The sequence below is a fragment of the Rhodoferax antarcticus ANT.BR genome, assembly GCF_001938565.1.
In the GTDB taxonomy this organism is placed as follows: Bacteria; Pseudomonadota; Gammaproteobacteria; order Burkholderiales; family Burkholderiaceae_C; genus Rhodoferax; species Rhodoferax antarcticus.
In genome coordinates, this window is sequence record NZ_MSYM01000016.1 from 118,962 (window position 1) to 134,315 (window position 15,354).

The following is a 15,354-nucleotide window of genomic DNA, read 5'->3' on the forward strand; positions in this document are numbered from 1 at the left end:
ACAATCCTTGAATTTCGAACGCATGGACTGCCCCGCTACGCTCGCAGTGACGGGGTGTTTGCTCAAGGTCCGCAACCAAAGCTGTCTTGGGCTAGCCGCCCACCACCGGCGCAATCAGTTCGATCTGGTCACCCTCAGCCAGCGGGGTCTGGTCATACTGGGTTTTAGGCACGAATTGCAAGTTCAGCGCCGCTACAAACGGCGGTGCCACTAGGCTGGCAGCCACGGCCTGGGCCAGTGTGGCACCTTCGGGCAGCTCGCAGGGGGTTCGGTTGATCAGCACTTTCATGGCGCGGCCTCCAGCGCCAGATCCAGCTGCTGAGCCAGCGGTGAGGTGCCCGCGTTGACCAGTTCCAGCACCACGTCGTGCATCGCGGGCGAGATCAGGTAGCCGTGTCGGTACAGCCCGTTGACCTGCAGCGTGCGCTCGCCCAACCAGCGTACAGCGGGCTGGTTGTTGGGCAGGGCGGGGCGGCACTGCGCTACCAGCTCAATGATGCGTGCCTCGCCAAAACCGCTGTCCACGGTGTAGGCAGCGCTCAGCAGCTCTAGGCAGGAGCGCAAGCTCATCGGTGAGGTGTCGTCGGACTCGATCTCGGTGGCGCCCACCAAAAAATAACCGTCCAGCTTGGGCGCGATATAAATCGGGTAGCGCGGGTGGATCAGCCGGGTGGGGCGCGACAAGGTCACGTTGGGCGCGTGCAGGGTAACGATTTCGCCACGCACGCCGCGCAGTTCGGGCAACTGGGGCTGTGCGCCCAGGCCACGGCAGTCCAGCACCCAGTCGGGCTGGCCCGCCTGGCCGGGGGTGAAGTCTGCCGGGCTGTGCGGGCTGTTCCAGTGCAGCGCCACACCCAGGCGCTGCATCTGCGCCAGCAGCGCGTCCATCAGCTGGTGGTTGTCTAACTGGCCTTCGCCGGGCAGAAGCAGGCCTTGGGTGAAACGCGTGCCCATGCCGGGCTCCAGTGCCTCCAGCCCGGTAGCGTCCAGTGTCTGCGGCACGGGCAGCTCAGGCAGGCGCTCGCCAGTGGCGGCCAGCAGTTGGCTGAAGCGCTGGGCGTCCGGTGCGTCTTGGCGGTGCCACACCACCAGCGTGCCTTCGCGCTGGAAAAAGACCGGTGTATCTAGCTCGCCGATCAGCTCTGGCCAGCGCGCCAAACTGTGCTGGCCCATGCGCACCACCAAATCTTCGGCAATGGCGGACTCTGCCAGCGGTGCCAGCATGGCAGCGGCGGCAAAAGCGGCTGCGCCCCGGGAGTCGGCGTCGCGCTCCTCATAAACGCTCGGTGTGTGACCCGCACGCGCCAGCGAGCATGCCAGCAGTCGGCCCATCAAGCCAGCACCCAAAATAACGATGTTCATACTCTCACCTCCTGTAAAGTTGTTGTTGCTGGCCGTGTGAGCCACGCCAGCGTAAAAGTCAGCGCCAAGGTCGGCAGGGCAGAGCCCCACTGCGGCGCAAAATTGCCAAGCAAGTGATAGCACGCAATGCCTACCAGCCAAAGGCCAGCGGCTGTCCAATCCACCTTTCGGTTAGAGCTAGACAGGTCGGGTGAGCCCATGGCGAGGCGTCCCAGAATCACACCGAAAAGCGGTACAAACACCGAGCTGAGCACCAGCAAAAACGGCTCCAGGCTGTGCATGGGCAGCACCATCGCCAGCGCGGTGCAGACCACCGCCACGCCAATGCCCCACTGGCGCACGCTCCAGCGCGGTTTCAGGCTGTGGCCAGACACAGAGCAGGAATACACGTCGCCATAGGCGTTGTCGATTTCGTCAATCAGAATCAGGCTCAGTGCCATTAGGCCGCCCTGCGCCATCAGCAGCGCGGTAACCAGATCGGTGTCGGGCTGGGCCACGCTCACCACCAGTACACCTAGTGCATAACACCAGATATTGGCCAGCGCATAGCCGAGCCAGGTGCCGCTCATCGCGCTGCGGCCGCTTTTGCCGTGGCGCGCGTAGTCTGCCACCAAGGGCAACCAAGACACCGGCATGGCAATCACCAAGTCCATGGCGGAAAGCATGCCCATGCTGCCATCGCCGGGGCGCGCCCAGAAGGCGCCTAAGCCCTGCGTCTGCAACTGGCTGCCGAACTGCCAGGTCAGCCAGATCAGCGAGGCCACCACCAGCGGCAGCCCAACACGGCTGATGAGTTTGCGCACCACTTTAGTCATTGATCCGGCCAGCAGCGCAACCAGCACCGCGCCCCACAGCAGCGTGGTGGCCGCGACGCCCCCGAGGCCGCCCAACGCCAACCCGAAAGATTGTTTGCCAATGCCTGCGGTCGCGTCGCGCATGATGACCAGCTCAAACGTGGTCCAGCCGATGAGTTGTGCCATGTTCAGCAGTACCGGCAGGCGGCCAAACTTGCTGCCAAAGGTGGCGTGCATCAGCCCGGCGCTGGACAAGCCGGTTTCGCAGCCGAGCCGCGCCGTCCAGGCCAGCAGGCCCGAGCCGACGACCGAGCCCAGCAAGATGGCAATGACCGCTTCGCGGCTGCCCACAGCGGGCACCAGATACGCGCCAATCTGCATCACCAGCAGGCCCACGCCCAGGCTGAACCACAGCGCGGCATGGTCGTTCCATTGAAAGACGCGTTCGCTGGCGACAATCGGTGTAAGGGCGGAATTCGACGCAGACGAAGAACTTGAAGTCGACGCGAGCGTCGAGCCAGGGCCAGGGCCACTGTGTGTCGATGCCATCCGTTTGCTCCATGCAAAAGTTTGGCAGGTCAGCGTAAATCCAGACGGGTTGACGTTGCTAGAGAAGGCGGCAACACCCGCAGTCAGACTGGCTTCCCTGCGCGAGGATTACCTCAATCAGGTTCAAAGGGACTTTCTCAGTCGGCCTGCAGCTTGCACTGCGGGCCAACACCCCTAGCGTGTGCGCCACCAAAAAAGGCAGCGCGGGTGAATTTTAGACGCGGATTCGGGCTGCCAAGGACAGCCTACGGTTTATATGAAAAATAGGCATCTAGCCCTTGACTGACAAGCGCTACCAGCTATCAATTTAATAAAAGTTACACAGTTTGACCCGTGGCCAAAGGGTGGCTGCAAAGCTTTAAGGTTGCGGCAAAACCCCCAGCCGCTGCTGCAACACCGCGCTGCTGGTGGTGTATTGCAGCACGTTGGAGGCCTCTGGATGGATCAGCGCAGCGGCGGCAAAAGCAGCCAGCGTGGCTTCGTGAAAGCCGCTGACGATGAGTTTTTTCTTCCCCGGATAGGCAATGACATCGCCCACCGCAAAGATACCGGGCGCGCTAGTGGCAAAGCTGGCGGTGTCCACCACCAGTTGCTTACGTTCCATCGCCAGGCCCCAATCAGCGATTGGCCCCAGCTTGGGGCTGATGCCCTGGCAGACCAGCAAACCACCCAGCGCTAGAGTCAGCGATTGGTCGTCCGGGGTGCTGATGGCTACGCCCGTCAGGCGTTCACCGCTGGTCTGGATGCTGCTGACTTGACCGGCCACGAAACTAATGCGGCCGGCCGAGCGCAGCGCGGCAAATTTGGCCAACTCCTCGGGTGGCGCCTGCAGCACGTCGCGCCGGTGCAAGACGGTCACACTCAGCGCTTGTGCCGCCCCGGCTTGCGCCAGCGCAATGGCGCTGTGCACCGCGGCGTCTTCACCGCCCACGATCAGCACGTGCTTGCCCGCAAAAACATCGTCTGGTTTGAGCCGGTAAAACAACTGGCTGCCCTGAAAAGCGGCCAGGCCTTCTACTTTGAGTTCTTTGGGCACAAAAGCGCCCACGCCAGCTGCAATGACCACCGTGCGGGCCAGAAACTGTTGCTGGGTGTGCGGGTGGATGCGGGTAGTGGCCAACCAGCGGCCATCAGGCTGGCGCGCCAGCGCTTCAACCTGCTGGCTGAAATGAAACCCCGCAGAAAAGGGGGCAATCTGCAGCAGCAGATTGCGCGTGAGCTCACGCCCAGTGCACAGCGGCACACCGGGGATGTCATAAATGGGTTTGTCCGGGTAAAGCGCGGCGCATTGGCCACCCGGCTCATCGAGCACATCAACCACCTGGGCTGCAATGCCTTGCAGACCCAGCTCAAAGACGGCAAACAGCCCCACCGGACCGGCACCGATGACCAGTGCGTCGGTTTCAATCACGGCGGTTTGTCAGTGTGCGGCGTTTAGCGTTGCAGTTCCGACAGCTTGTCGGTGCGGTCTTTCCACTCTTCTGCCTCGGGCAACGGTGCTTTGCGCTTGGTGATGGTTTTCCAACTCGGGAGCAGCGCCAGTTCGGCGTTGATTTTGGTCATGTGGCGCTGGTTTTTCGGCACATCTTCTTCGGCGTAAATGGCATTCACCGGGCATTCGGGGATACAGACAGCGCAGTCAATGCACTCTTCGGGGTCGATGGTCAAGAAGTTCGGACCCTCTCGGAAGCAGTCCACGGGGCAAACGTCAACGCAATCGGTGTACTTGCACTTGATACAGGGTTCGGTGACGACATGGGTCATGTTGAGCGATCTTCGGTTAGATTTGGAAAAGCAGCGATTTTAAGGCGTTGCGACAAACAGGCCGCGAGCATAGAAGATCACCCGCCGCATGGCGTTGACATGCGTCAATTCAGCGCGCCGCGCCATGCCGTGCCACGGGGCGGTCAACAGCGGAATTGTTGGCAACCATGATGGGGCACAATTTGTGCGGCGCAAAAAGCCTTATTCGGCACCTTTTTTTATTCCCTGAACCGCAAGGACCCAACATGAGCAAGCAGACCAAGTTTTTACTCAACGAAGACCAGATGCCCAAGGCCTGGTACAACCTTCAGGCCGACTTTCCCAAGCCGCTGCCCGTGGTTTTGCACCCTGGCACCATGCAGCCGGTAGGGCCGGATGACTTGGCACCGCTGTTTCCCATGTCGTTGATCATGCAAGAGGTGACCACCGAGCGTGAGGTGGAGATTCCCGAGCCGGTGCGCGATATCTATCGGCTGTGGCGTCCGGCACCGCTGTACCGCGCACATGGCCTGGAAAGAGCTCTGGGCACTTGCGCCAAGATCTATTACAAGTACGAGGGTGTCAGCCCCGCCGGTAGCCACAAGCCCAACACGGCGGTGCCGCAAGCGTTTTTCAATAAGGAGGCGGGCGTCAAGCGGCTGGTGACCGAAACCGGGGCCGGGCAGTGGGGCACCTCGCTAGCGTTCGCGGGCGGGCACTACGGGCTGGAGGTGGAGGTATTTCAGGTGCGGGTGTCTTACGAGCAGAAGCCCTATCGCCGCGCCATGATGGAAACCTACGGCGCGCGTTGCGTGGCATCTCCGTCGATGCAAACCGAGTACGGCCGCTCGGTGCTGGCCAAACGTCCAGACCACCCCGGCAGCCTGGGGATTGCCATCTCTGAGGCCGTGGAACTGGCGGTGCAGCGCGACGACACCAAATATGCCTTGGGTTCGGTGCTGAACCATGTGCTGCTGCACCAAACCATCATCGGCCTGGAATCCATGCAGCAGATGGAAATGGCCGACACCTGGCCGGACGTGGTGGTGGGCTGCACTGGCGGCGGCTCCAACTTTGCTGGCATTGCTTTCCCGTTTATTGGCCACGGCCTGCGCGGTGGCCCCAAGCCCCGCATTGTGGCGGTTGAACCGGCGGCCTGCCCGTCGATGACGCGCGGCAAATACGCCTACGATTTTGGCGACACCGCCAAGATGACACCGCTGACCAAAATGCACACGCTGGGCAGCCAGTTCACGCCGCCGGGTTTCCACGCGGGCGGGCTGCGCTACCACGGCATGGCACCGATGGTGTCGCACTGCAAAGAACTGGGCTTGCTAGAGGCGGTGTCCTTCAACCAGGTGGAATGCTTCGCAGCCGGGGTGATGTTTGCGCGAGCCGAAGGCATTGTGCCGGCCCCAGAAGCCAACCACGCCATCAAAGGGGCGATTGAAGAGGCGCTGCGTTGCAAGCGTGAAGGCAAGTCTGAGACGATTTTGTTCAACCTGTGCGGTCACGGTCACTTGGACATGGTGTCTTACCAAAAGTATTTTGCCGGCGAGTTGACCGACGAAACCTATGACGAGAGCGAGCTTGCCATGGCGCTGGCGGGCTTGCCCAGCGTGCCTGAGCCGGTTTAAGCGACCCAGCGGCCGGGCTTTGCGGCTGCAAGGCTGTTAGCGCACAAACAGTTCCAGCAGCCGATCCAGCCCGCCGGACTCGATCGACACCATGGCGCGTTCGCGCACCGCCGGTTTGGCGTGGTAGGCCACTGACAGGCCGACCACATCCATCATCGGCAGGTCATTGGCACCGTCGCCCACAGCGATGGCTTGGCTTGGTGCAATGCCCAGTTGCGTGCAGGTTTGCAGCAGCATGCTGCGTTTTTCGTCACCGTCGCAAATGTCGCCCCAGGGCTGGTCCACCGTGCGCCCAGTGAGGGCGCCAGCGACCACCTCCAGCACATTGGCGCGGGTGTAGTCCAGGCCCAGGCGATCCCGCAAGCGTTCAGTGAAGTAGGTAAAGCCGCCAGAGACCAGCAGCACCTTCATGCCGGCCAGTTTGCAGGCGGCTACCAACTCTTGCGCGCCGGGGTTCAGGCGCAGGCGCTCGGTGTAAATCTGCTCAATCTGCGCCAGCGTTGCACCCTTGAGCAAGGCCACCCGCTGGCGCAGGCTCTCTTTGTAATCGGTGATCTCGCCTTGCATGGCGGCTTCGGTGATGGCCGACACCTCGGCCTTGCGGCCAACCGCGTCGGCAAGTTCATCCACGCACTCAATGTTGATCAGCGTGGAATCCATGTCAAAGGCGATCAGCTTGAAGTCCCTTTGGCGCAGTGGTAGGGTGACGCCTGCAATCATCAGGCCGGGGGCGAATTCGGTATGTTCCATCACGGTGATTTAGTATAGTTTTGATAGCTACTCGCGCTTTATTTAAAAGGGCTAGAGGCATATTTATCGTATAAACTGAAACGTGTAGGGTTTGGTTATTTTCCTGCAAGCACCACACGCTGCATTTGCATTGGTCCATTCGCATCAAAGCCATGTTCCACAAACTCGATAGCGCTTGTGCCCACCCGCACCACGCTACTGGCGCGGGTGCCGTAGCCCGGCAGGCTGACAAAGGCGCTGGACAAGGCGCGTTCCAGCGGCAGGCCAATGCCCGTGTCGGGCAATGCCGTGTCGGCGGCAACGTTGCGGTTTTGCAGCAAAGCCAGTAGGCCGGCGTCATCCGGGCGGCCTTGCCGAATAAGCTGTTGCAGGCAATTGGCCAGCTCGATCTGTTTCGGCCACGGAGCATGAAAATCAGCGTTGGACACCGCGCCCACGCCCTCGGGTAGGTTCAAGATGCGTGCATGGCGGCTTTCCAGTCCCATCAAGCGGTTGCCGTCGAACACCAGCAGGTTGAACGGGTTGTCATCTTTGGCGCGATGGCGAAGCCCGTTCAGATAGTCCTCGGCAGTGCCGCTGGTGCGTAAAAAATGGCTGACTACTTCGCCGCGCGACGCCGCGTCGTCACGTTGGTTATGTGGATCACGGTAGTTGGTCAACGCGGCCAGGTGACCTGATTGGCTGACACCCAGCCAGGTGCCGCCGGCCTGCTGATCGCGTCCGGCCAGGATGTCTTCATCAGACCACCAATGCAGCGGCATAGTGGGGCGGGCATAGTATTCGTCGCGATTTGCCACCAGCAGCAGCGCTTGGGCTGTCGGTCTGCCAGTGCCATGCAATCAGACACATGGCTACAAAAACCGGTCCAGAATCTTGCGGCTTTCGCGACTCAGGTTGCTCGCGTCGCGGATCAAAAACTGGATGCCGTGTGAATCTGTCACCAGCAAAATGGTCGGGCCAACCCGGCGGATGTCTTCGTCGCCGCGCAACACAAAGCTGGTGTCGCCCCGGTCGGTTGTGACGCGCCAGGTGCAGGGCGTGGAAAAACTGGTGACGCTGATGATGCTCAAAATGGTCGGCATGAACTCGCGGCTCTGCAACTCTTGACGAATCAGGCTTTGCGCAGGTTCGGGCACTTCAGATAGCTGGTCTATCCAGGCCACTTCATGGCCGTCGGTGTGCACCAGAGAGATGTCGTCTTCGGGCGCCTGGATCGGAAAGGCGCGCACCGGCACCACGCCTTCGACCACTTCGCCGCTGGGTGTGGTGAGGACAAGGCGGCCAAACGGGTTGCGCATCAGTTGGAATGGGGTGGCGATCAGGGTGCTGCTGGCGTTCATTCGTCGTCCCTTCGCTTCTGTTTTTCGTCGTCCAAATCGACGTCCATATTTCGAGCCTGGGCTTGGTAGAGGTTGTAGTAAGCGCCTTGGGCTGCCATCAGCACGTCGTGCGTGCCGACCTCCACAATTTTGCCGCGATCCATCACCACCAGCCGGTCAGCGCGGTGCAGGGTGGAAAGCCGGTGGGCAATCGCAATGGTGGTGCGGCCCTTCACCAGGTTTTCCAACGCGTTCTGGATTTCCTTCTCGGTCTCTGAATCGACGGAAGAAGTGGCTTCGTCCAGAATCAGGATGCGCGGGTCGATCAGCAGCGCCCGCGCAATCGAAATACGCTGGCGTTCGCCGCCCGACAAGCCCTGGCCGCGCTCGCCCACCATCGAGTCATAACCCTGCGCCAGGCGCAGGATGAATTCATGGGCGTGCGCGGCGCGCGCTGCCGCAATGATCTCAGTGTGGGTGGCGTGGGGTTTGCCATAGGCGATGTTCTCGGCAATGGTGCCAAAAAACAAAAATGGCTCCTGCAGCACCAGCCCGATATGGCGGCGGTAGTCCGCTACCGCAAAGGAGCGCACATCCACACCATCGACCTTGATGGAGCCTTCTGACACGTCGTAAAAGCGGCAGATCAGGTTTACCAGCGTGCTCTTGCCCGAGCCGCTGTGGCCCACCAGGCCAATCATCTCGCCAGGCTGGATGGTCAGGTTGATGCCCTTATTGACCTCGCGGTTGCCGTAGCGAAAGCTCACATCGGTGAGCTCAATGCGGCCTTCCACCCGCTCCAGCTTGATCGGCTGAGTGGGCTCCGGCACGCTGGAGACATGGTCCAAAATGTCAAATATGCGCTTGGCGGCCGAGGCAGATTTTTCAGTCACCGAGACAATGCGGCTCATTGAGTCCAGACGCCCGTAAAAGCGGCTGATGTAAGAAACGAAGGCCATCAGCACGCCCACGGTGATCTCGGATTTGGATACCAGCCAGATGCCAAAGCCCCACACCACCAACAGGCCCAACTCGGTCACCAGCGAAATGCTGGGGGCAAACACGGCCCAGATCTTGTTGATCTTGTCATTGACCGCCAGGTTTTGCTTGTTCGCCTCGCGAAAACGCGCTGATTCGCGGTCTTCCTGGGCAAACGCTTTGACCACCCGCACGCCGGGAATGGTGTCGGCCAGCACGCTGGTCACGGCGGACCAGACCCGGTCAATCTTCTCGAAACCGGTTTGCAGGCGCAAGCGCACCGAGCGGATCATCCAAACAATAAACGGCAGTGGCACCAGCGTCACCAGCGCCAGCTGCGGGTTGATGGAGAACAAAATCACCGCGGTCATGACCAGCATCAGAACGTCGGAGGCAAAGTCCAGCAGGTGCAGCGACAAAAACACGCAGATGCGGTCACTTTCGCTGCCGATGCGTGACATCAGGTCACCGGTGCGCTTGCCACCAAAGTATTCCAGCGACATGCGCAGCAAGTGGTCGTAAGTGGCGGTGCGCAGGTCAGCACCAATGCGCTCGGACACCAGTGCCAGGATATAGGTTTTGGCCCAGGACAGTCCCCATGCCAGTAAGGCAGCGCCAAACAGCCCGCCCAGGTAGCCCGCCACCAGCATCGGCTCAATATGCTGGCCGTTTTGAAACGGGATCAGCACCTCGTCCATCAGCGGCATGGCCAGATACGGTGGCACCAGGCTGGCGGCAGTGCCCAGCAGGGTCAGCACCAACCCCGCCAGCAATTGCCCTTTGTAGGGTTTGGCAAAGCGCCAGAGCCTGAGCAGCGTCCAAGTGGAGGGTGGCGTGTGGATGACCTTGGTGCAAATGGGGCACTCGTCTTGATCGGGCGCCAGCGGTGCCTTGCAACTCGGGCAACGGTGGCCTTCGGGCAACATCGGTGGTGCGCCGGTCTCATGGCTGATTTGGTAAATCTGGAACTGGTCCACCAGCCGGGTGGCGTGCAGGTTGTGCGTCAGCGTGAAACGCCAGACGGCCAGGCGCGCCTGGGCATCCATCAGCTCCAGATGCCCGACACCGGCGTGGTCGCGCAGGCTTAGGGCCAGCCCGCTGCGGTAAGACCAGCTATGCCAGCGGCCGTCTGGCGAACGGCTCAGCAGGCGCTGGCTGGTCAACACGATCAGGCCCTGCACAAAGTGCAATTGATCGTCCAGATCAGCTACCAGACTGGCTAATATGCTCTCATTTTTATACAGTTGCGCAGCCAGGTCGGCACGCAGCGGCGCCGCAATGTCGTGCAGCGCAATGTCGGTATCAAGTTGGATTTGGGTCATGGGGACCAGTGTTGGGGCGGCGCAGTGGCTGGCATTGGTTAAAAATATTTATGATTTTCCTGCCCTTACAGGGGTACTTAGTAACCAAAAGAACTGAAAATCCGGCACCGGTACGTAACGGGCGACCTATTAAAACTCATGACGATAAAGACCATTGAATTGCTGCGTGTAGCTCACTTGCGCGGTCCCAATATCTGGACTTACCGTCCGGTGATCGAGGCTTGGCTGGACATTGGTGACCTAGAAGACTATCCCTCCAACACCTTGCCCGGATTTTATGAGCGTTTGACTGCGATGTTGCCCGGCCTAGCGGTACATCGCTGTGGCGTGGGTATGCCCGGTGGCTTTCTTGAGCGCCTGCGCGAAGGAACCTGGGCGGGACATATTCTTGAGCATGTGGTGCTGGAGTTGCAGAACATGGCGGGCATGCGCACCGGTTTTGGCAAGACCCGCCAGACGTCGGTGCGCGGTGTTTACAAAATGGCGTTTCGCACCCGGCAAGAAGAAGTCGGCCGCGCTGCCTTGATTGAGGGCCTTGATCTGCTGCACGCGGCCATTCATGACACGGGTTTCGATGTCACCGCAGCGCAAGCGCGGCTGCGTGAACTGGTTGACCGGTACTGTCTGGGCCCCAGCACCGCCCATATTGTTGAAGCTGCCACGGAACGCGGTATTGCGCACATTCGCCTGACGGACGGCAACCTGGTGCAGCTTGGCCATGGCGCGCGGCAACGCCGCATCTGGACTGCCGAGACCGATCACACCTCGGCCATCGCTGAAGAAATCGCTGGCGACAAAGACCTGACCAAGTCGCTATTGCGCTGTGCCGGTGTGCCAGTACCAGAGGGGCAGGTCGTGCAGACGGCAGATCAAGCCTGGGAAGCTGCGCAAGAAATTGGTTTGCCGGTGGTGGTGAAACCCTACAACGGCAACCATGGGCGCGGTGTGTCTCTCGACCTGGGCACCCGTAAAGACATCGATGCGGCGTTCGCCCTGGCCAAACGCAAGGGTGGCGACGACGTCATCGTTGAGCAATACATTCCCGGCAATGAGCACCGTCTGCTGGTGGTGGGCACGCAAGTCGTTGCTGCAGCGCGTGGTGACATCGCCTGGGTGACGGGAGATGGGCATTCCGACATCATTGCGCTGGTCGACAGCCAGATCAACGCTGACCCGCGCCGCGGTGTGACCGAAGACGCTCCGCTGAACGCGCTTAGCCCACAAGAAGGCGCCGAGATCATTCTCGAGTTGGAGCGCCAAGGCCTCACCGCCTATACAGTGCCTGCGGCGGGCCGAACGGTCCTGATCCAGCGCAATGGCAACGTGGCCTTTGATGTCACCGACCAGATCCACCCCAGCGTGGCGGCGATGGCGGCACTGGCTGCACGTGTGGTCGGTCTGGACATTGCCGGTGTGGACATGGTGCTGGAAGATGCCGCCCGCCCCATGGACCAACAGCGCGGTGCGGTGGTGGAAGTCAATGCTAGCCCGGGTTTGTTGGCCCACCTCAAGCCGGCCAGCGGGAGCGCCCGACCGATCGGGCGGGCCATCATGGCGCACATGTTTGAGCCGGGCGACACCGGGCGCATCAAGCTGGTGGGGATCACCGGCCAAAAAGACACCGCCTTGCTGGCTCGCCTGGTGAGCTGGATGCTCTGCATCCAGTCGCAAAAGGTGGGCCTCGCCTGCCGCGACGGGTTTTATTTGGGCGCGCGCCGGGTCAATGCCCAGGATTGTTCAGGCTGGGATGCTGGCCAAAATCTGCTGATGAACCGCTCGCTGGAGGTGGCTGTGTTTGAGCACACACCGCAAGGCATTTTGAACGACGGCCTGGCATATGACAAATGCACCGTGGGGGTGGTGACCGATCTGGGCGACTACGACGCGCTGTCAGACTTTTATATTGATCACCCCGACAAGCTCTACAGCGTGATGCGTACCCAGGTGGATGTGATCCTGCCGCACGGCACGGCAGTGTTGAACGCCGCTGACCCGCAGGTGGCTGAGATGGCACCGTTGTGCGACGGCCAAGTCATCTTTTATGCCCTGAGCCCCGACATTGAGGTTTTGGCCGCGCATCAGACCGCCGGTGGACAGGTGGTGTTTTTGCAGGACGGCCATCTGCTGCTTGCCCAGGGGCAGGCGACAGTCGCGCGTCTGCCACTGAACAGCTTACCGGCCTGGCCGGACGACAAGTTGCAGGTGTTGCTGGCCGCTGCCGCCACCACCTGGGCATTGGGTATGCCGCCCGAACTGATTGGCGCGGGTCTGTGTACTTTTCAAATCCCTTTACAAAACGCTGTGGTGTCATGAAGCTATCCCGTATCAGAGCCCTTCGCGGGCCCAACCTCTGGACTCAGCGCACCGCCATTGAGGTGGTCGTAAGTTGCACTTCGTCTGAGGGCAGCATGCTTGACGTGCCTGGCTTTGAGACCCGTTTGCGCGAGCGTTTTCCGGCCATCAGCGCCCTGCGCCCGGTGGGGCAGGACGTGCCGGTGCCGCTGGCACATGTGCTCGGTTTGGCCACGCTGGACTTGCAGGCCCAGTCTGGCTGCCCGGTCACCTATCGGCGCACTACGCCCACGCTGGAGGGAGGTGTTTTTCAAGTGGTTGTGGAGTACACCCAGGAGGCAGTGGGCCGCCGGGCGCTGGAACTGGCCCAGGCCTTGTGCCAGACGGCGCTGGATGACAGCCCGTTTGATCTGCAACTGGCTTTGGCACAGTTGCGCGATCTAGACGAGGACGTGCGCCTGGGGCCAAGTACCGGCGCGATTGTGGATGCCGCGTTGGCGCGGGGCATTCCCTGCAGGCGCATGACCAAAGGCAGCATGGTGGCGCTGGGCTGGGGCAGCCGCCAGCGACGAATTCAGGCCGCAGAGATCGACGTCACCGGCGCCATTGCCGAGGCTATCGCGCAAGACAAGCAGTTGACCAAGAAGTTGCTGGCAGCCGCAGGCGTGCCGGTTCCCCAGGGCCGAGAGGTCTACAACGCCGAAGACGCTTGGGTGGGCGCACAAGAGATTGGCCTGCCGGTGGTGATCAAACCGAAAGATGGCAATCAGGGCAAAGGTGTGACGGTGAATATCAGCACCCGTGAACAACTTGTGGCCGGCTACCAGACTGCCACCCAATTCAGCAGCCAGGTGCTGGTGGAGCGTTTTTTGCCGGGTCATGACTACCGTTTGCTGGTGGTGGGTGACAAACTGGTGGCAGCCTCACGGCGAGAGGCGCCGCATGTGGTGGGCGACGGCGTGGGCAATGTGCGTGCGCTGGTGGACAGCGTCAACAGCGACCCACGGCGTGGCTCCGGGCATGCCACGTCTTTGACAAAAATCCGTTTTGACGACATTGCCCTGGCTTGCCTGGCTGATCAGGGGTTGGCGGCCGATTCCGTACCCGTGCTGGGTCAGCGGGTCACGCTGCGCCGAAATGCCAACCTGTCCACTGGCGGCACCGCCACCGACGTGACTGACGACGTCCACGTCGAGGTAGCCGCACGCGCGGTGGAAGCCGCCAAAATGGTGGGCCTGGACATCTGCGGTGTCGATATGGTGACCGACAGCATTCACCACAGTCTGGAAGAGCGTGGCGGCGGGGTGGTGGAGGTGAATGCCGCGCCTGGCTTGCGCATGCATATTTCGCCGTCCTTTGGTAAGGGGCGGGCGGTGGGTGAGGCCATCATTCAAGAGATGTTTGGCAGCCACGACGATGGCCGCATCCCGCTGGTGGCGGTGACTGGCACCAATGGCAAAACCACCACCGTGCGTCTAATCGCCCATCTGTTGGGCAAAAGCGGCTTGCGTGTGGGCATGACCAACACCGACGGCGTCTACATCGCCGGGCAACGCATTGAAACCGGCGACTGCAGTGGCCCGAAAAGCGCACGCAACGTGCTGCAGCACCCGGATGTGGATGCGGCCGTGCTGGAAACCGCACGTGGTGGCCTGCTACGAGAAGGCCTGGCTTTTGACCGCTGTGACGTGGCGGTGGTCACCAATGTTGGCAGTGGCGACCATCTGGGCCTGAACTACATCACCACCGTGCAAGACCTGGCGGTGCTCAAGCGGGTGATTGTGCAAAACATCGCCAGCGACGGCATGGCCGTGCTGAACGCTGCTGATCCAGCCGTAGTGGCCATGGCCAAACATTGTGTCGGCGCGGTGACTTATTTTGCGCTGGACCGCAACCACCCGGTAATGGCCACGCACCTGGCCCTTGGGCAGCGCGCGGTGTATGTGCAAAACGGTGAACTGATTGCCGAGCAGGGCATCCAGCAGTGGCGTCTGCCACTGTCCGAGGTGCCGATCACCCTGGGTGGCAGCATTGGTTTTCAGGTTGAAAACGTGTTGGCGGCAGTGGCCGCCGTGTGGGCATTGGGTCTGGATTGGGAGGTGGCGCGCCGCGCGCTTGCCAGTTTTCTGAGCGACAGCGACAACGCCACGGGTCGCTTCAACCTGTTTCAGTTTCGCGGTGCCACGGTGATTGCCGATTACGGCCACAACCCGGACGCGATGACGGCGCTGGTCCAGGCGGTGCAAAACATGCCGGGCAAACGGCGCTCGGTGGTCATCAGCGGTGCTGGCGACCGGCGCGACGACGTCATTCGCCAGCAGACGCAGATTCTGGGTCAGGCGTTTGATGAGGTGGTGCTGTACCAGGACCAGTGCCAGCGCGGTCGTGCGGACGGCGAGGTGATTGCCTTGTTGCGCGAAGGCTTGGCCCAGGCCTTGCGCGTGCGGGTGATCCAAGAAATTACCGGTGAATTCGTCGCCATCGACACCGCCATGGACAAACTGGGCGAGGGCGATTTGTGCCTAATTTTGGTGGATCAAGTGGAAGAAGCGCTGGCATATATTCGCGGCAAGGTTGCCGGCTGAGGTGTTACGCCAGCGGTGACCGC

General features: G+C 61.3%; 12 protein-coding genes and 1 riboswitch. Of the genes, 3 read left to right on the top strand and 9 right to left on the bottom strand.

The features are described 5' to 3' along the window. Positions 1–91 precede the first annotated feature (91 nt). The 5 genes from thiS to fdxA all read right to left on the bottom strand — a co-directional run bounded on the left by thiS (position 92) and on the right by fdxA (position 4,469). A complete protein-coding gene (gene thiS, locus BLL52_RS14690; protein ID WP_075587423.1) occupies positions 92–289 on the bottom strand; it encodes a sulfur carrier protein ThiS in 198 nt (65 codons plus the stop codon). Then, positions 286–1,362 carry an FAD-dependent oxidoreductase gene (locus tag BLL52_RS14695; protein ID WP_075587424.1) on the bottom strand — a complete coding sequence of 359 codons (1,077 nt, stop codon included), beginning with the start codon at positions 1,360–1,362 and terminating at the stop codon, positions 286–288. The genes thiS and BLL52_RS14695 overlap by 4 nt, the downstream gene beginning before the upstream one ends. After that, entirely contained in the window at positions 1,359–2,705 is a 1,347-nt protein-coding gene (locus BLL52_RS14700) for a purine-cytosine permease family protein (RefSeq protein WP_075587475.1), read from the bottom strand. Before BLL52_RS14700 ends, BLL52_RS14695 begins: the two co-directional genes overlap by 4 nt. A 77-nt stretch (positions 2,706–2,782) precedes the next feature. Then, positions 2,783–2,891: riboswitch (TPP riboswitch) on the bottom strand. 172 nt (positions 2,892–3,063) lie between these two features. Continuing rightward, positions 3,064–4,116 (bottom strand): NAD(P)/FAD-dependent oxidoreductase, encoded by a 1,053-nt coding sequence (locus BLL52_RS14705; RefSeq protein WP_075587425.1) that lies wholly within the window; start codon positions 4,114–4,116, stop codon positions 3,064–3,066. A 23-nt stretch (positions 4,117–4,139) separates the two neighbouring features. Continuing rightward, complete coding sequence (fdxA, locus tag BLL52_RS14710) at positions 4,140–4,469, bottom strand: ferredoxin FdxA (RefSeq protein WP_075587426.1); 330 nt, start codon at positions 4,467–4,469, stop codon at positions 4,140–4,142. 245 nt (positions 4,470–4,714) lie between these two features. Here fdxA and BLL52_RS14715 point away from each other — a divergent pair, with 245 nt between their 5' ends. After that, the gene (locus BLL52_RS14715; RefSeq protein ID WP_075587427.1) at positions 4,715–6,085 is read left to right on the top strand and encodes a TrpB-like pyridoxal phosphate-dependent enzyme; all 1,371 of its coding nucleotides are present in this window, start codon (positions 4,715–4,717) and stop codon (positions 6,083–6,085) included. Positions 6,086–6,121: 36 nt separating this feature from the next. On the opposite strand, the gene serB is transcribed toward BLL52_RS14715, so the two are convergent. The 4 genes from serB to BLL52_RS14735 all read right to left on the bottom strand — a co-directional run bounded on the left by serB (position 6,122) and on the right by BLL52_RS14735 (position 10,454). Then, positions 6,122–6,835, bottom strand: coding sequence for a phosphoserine phosphatase SerB (gene serB / locus BLL52_RS14720; protein WP_075587428.1), 714 nt, complete (start codon positions 6,833–6,835; stop codon positions 6,122–6,124). Positions 6,836–6,930: 95 nt separating this feature from the next. Beyond that, on the bottom strand, positions 6,931–7,674 hold the full coding sequence (locus tag BLL52_RS14725) for an NRDE family protein (RefSeq protein ID WP_083633987.1): 744 nt from the start codon (positions 7,672–7,674) through the stop codon (positions 6,931–6,933). 12 nt (positions 7,675–7,686) lie between these two features. Then, complete coding sequence (locus tag BLL52_RS14730) at positions 7,687–8,175, bottom strand: cyanophycin metabolism-associated DUF1854 family protein (protein WP_173861773.1); 489 nt, start codon at positions 8,173–8,175, stop codon at positions 7,687–7,689. Continuing rightward, positions 8,172–10,454 carry a cyanophycin metabolism-associated ABC transporter gene (locus tag BLL52_RS14735; protein ID WP_083633988.1) on the bottom strand — a complete coding sequence of 761 codons (2,283 nt, stop codon included), beginning with the start codon at positions 10,452–10,454 and terminating at the stop codon, positions 8,172–8,174. The genes BLL52_RS14730 and BLL52_RS14735 overlap by 4 nt, the downstream gene beginning before the upstream one ends. A 138-nt stretch (positions 10,455–10,592) precedes the next feature. Between BLL52_RS14735 and BLL52_RS14740 the strand changes: the two genes are divergently transcribed. Further along, positions 10,593–12,767: a cyanophycin synthetase gene (locus BLL52_RS14740; protein ID WP_075587429.1), complete on the top strand. Its 2,175-nt coding sequence runs from the start codon at positions 10,593–10,595 to the stop codon at positions 12,765–12,767. Continuing rightward, entirely contained in the window at positions 12,764–15,331 is a 2,568-nt protein-coding gene (gene cphA / locus BLL52_RS14745; protein ID WP_075587430.1) for a cyanophycin synthetase, read from the top strand. Before BLL52_RS14740 ends, cphA begins: the two co-directional genes overlap by 4 nt. The last annotated feature ends 23 nt before the right edge of the window (positions 15,332–15,354 follow it).

Coding starts and splice junctions, on each gene's coding strand:
- BLL52_RS14715 (WP_075587427.1), top strand. CDS start 4,715: ATGAGCAAGCAGACCAAGTTTTTACTCAACGAAGACCAGATGCCCAAG.
- fdxA (WP_075587426.1), bottom strand. CDS start 4,469: ATGACCCATGTCGTCACCGAACCCTGTATCAAGTGCAAGTACACCGAT.
- BLL52_RS14730 (WP_173861773.1), bottom strand. CDS start 8,175: ATGAACGCCAGCAGCACCCTGATCGCCACCCCATTCCAACTGATGCGC.
- BLL52_RS14700 (WP_075587475.1), bottom strand. CDS start 2,705: ATGGCATCGACACACAGTGGCCCTGGCCCTGGCTCGACGCTCGCGTCG.
- BLL52_RS14740 (WP_075587429.1), top strand. CDS start 10,593: ATGACGATAAAGACCATTGAATTGCTGCGTGTAGCTCACTTGCGCGGT.
- cphA (WP_075587430.1), top strand. CDS start 12,764: ATGAAGCTATCCCGTATCAGAGCCCTTCGCGGGCCCAACCTCTGGACT.
- BLL52_RS14695 (WP_075587424.1), bottom strand. CDS start 1,362: ATGAACATCGTTATTTTGGGTGCTGGCTTGATGGGCCGACTGCTGGCA.
- BLL52_RS14735 (WP_083633988.1), bottom strand. CDS start 10,454: ATGACCCAAATCCAACTTGATACCGACATTGCGCTGCACGACATTGCG.
- thiS (WP_075587423.1), bottom strand. CDS start 289: ATGAAAGTGCTGATCAACCGAACCCCCTGCGAGCTGCCCGAAGGTGCC.
- serB (WP_075587428.1), bottom strand. CDS start 6,835: ATGGAACATACCGAATTCGCCCCCGGCCTGATGATTGCAGGCGTCACC.